Consider the following 1,756-nt stretch of genomic DNA (forward strand, 5'->3'; position numbering starts at 1 on the left):
TTTCTCCGAACTTCTTTTGAGATTGTAGAAGGGTCTTTTCCTAGCTTAACAGCGATAGCCGAAAAGGGCTTCAGTTGTTCGATTCCTATTTGAATATCGTTTCGATCAGAGAGAGTAAGATGTTTGTTTTTCATTGTCAGTTACCAACTTGTCCCAAAGTAAGTTCTAGTTCCCATCCTTCCAGAATTTACTCTGAGAAAACTGCATAAAACCAACAGAATTTAGTCTCAGACTAAGTTCTGTTTTTGACTACAATGCGGATTCAAAGAAGTTTTAGGGTTGAAAATATTGAAAAAAAGAGTACACTAAAGTTACTGGCTCTGAGACGTCTCAAAGTAAGTTCTAGCTATCTGGCATTTGGGCTGGGACAAGTTCCTTTCTATTTTGAAATTATTTTTTGATAAAAACTAGCGATTACTTATCTAATAATCGAGGTGATTGGATGACCTTCTCAGGGTCAATTTTAGAGATCCCCAAAAGTGTTGCCAATTCTTCACCGAAAGTAAAGGCAAAGAGTTCATAAGCCGATTTTCCGTTGAAAGAAGCTCGTTTGACGCTATTGACATGTGAACAAACTAGGTTGATATCCTCCTGTGTCAAGTTGTCAAAAGAACTTCCCTTAGGAAGAATGTCTCTGATAAGTGTATGATTCTTCTCAATTCTCCCTTTCTGATCGGAGCGATTTGGATCACAGAAGAAGAGCTTAGATTCACCGCGCACATCCATTTCGATGTCGTCTACTCTGGCGAACTCTCCGCCATTGTCGGTCAGAATGACAGGGAATATTTCGCAGAAGTCCAACTCTTTCTGATGCAGGTCATTCTTGATGATGTAGAGATGTTTAGCGACCTCATTAGCTGTTTTGTTATCAAGTAATCGAGCGAAGATAAAGTTACAGAAGGAGAGGTTAAAAGTGAGAAGTAGCTTTCCTCCCATCCTTCCAGTAACGGTGTCCATTTCTAGCCAATAGCTGATGCCTTTCTTTGTAAGAAAGTGTTGGAAGTCCTCGTACGACCGTCCTTCTTTGGCAGTTTTAGGAATGGGTTGGAGTTTTCTGGTTCTCCGTTTTCTGAATTTCACGACACGGGGGAAATCGATAGGCTTTGTGGAAAGGTAGCCTTTTTCAAGGTATCTATAGATAGAAGCTCTGGATACCGAAAGTTCGTTTGAAGCGATGATGTGGTTGAGGTGTTGTCCCTTTTGGATGGCAGAAGAAACAATCTCGTCCATTCGATAGAATTCTTCCTTGTTTAGTGCAACACCTGTTCTCGAGTCTGAGAGCTTAGCTTCGTAATCTAGCTGAGCTCTTTTTGCGTAGTAGAACTGTTTCTGGTACCCACAATTGCTTCTCTTTTTGGGGCAGGCATTACAGACGTAAGGAGCCTTTTTGAGTAGAGGGCAGGCCTCACAATTTGATGTACCAGAGTTCTCTTTTATAACCCTATTTCTCCGAACTTCTTTTGAGATTGTAGAGGGGTCTTTTCCTAGCTTAACAGCGATAGCCGAGAAGGGCTTAAGTTGTTCGATTCCTATTTGAATATCGTTTCGATCAGAGAGAGTAAGGTGTTTGTTTTTCATTGTTAGTTACCAACTTGTCCCAAAGTAAGTTCTACCTTATTTCCTTGTCTCAGTCTAATTTCCAGTTTTTGCGACAGACTGGAACTTACTTTGGGAATTTACACAGGATAAAAAAAGTAAAAAAAAATTAAAAAATCTATTGACAAAGAAAAGTTGAGGTGATATACTGATATAGTTG

The 1,756-nt window shown here is 39.8% G+C and carries 2 protein-coding genes; both read right to left on the reverse strand.

The features are described from left to right. Positions 1-134 (reverse strand): helix-turn-helix domain-containing protein (locus ACVPON_RS02465; RefSeq protein ID WP_153050780.1); only part of this gene is annotated, 134 nt, incomplete at its 3' end. Positions 135-414: 280 nt separating this feature from the next. Further along, positions 415-1,578, reverse strand: a complete 1,164-nt coding sequence (locus ACVPON_RS02470) for an IS30 family transposase (RefSeq protein WP_462875848.1) — start codon at positions 1,576-1,578, stop codon at positions 415-417. Positions 1,579-1,756: the final 178 nt, after the last annotated feature.

The organism is Streptococcus sp. 1F3 (assembly GCF_054968985.1).

What these genes read in the sequence shown, in the direction of transcription:
- ACVPON_RS02470 (WP_462875848.1), bottom strand. Translation starts at nt 1,578, where the DNA reads ATGAAAAACAAACACCTTACTCTCTCTGATCGAAACGATATTCAAATA.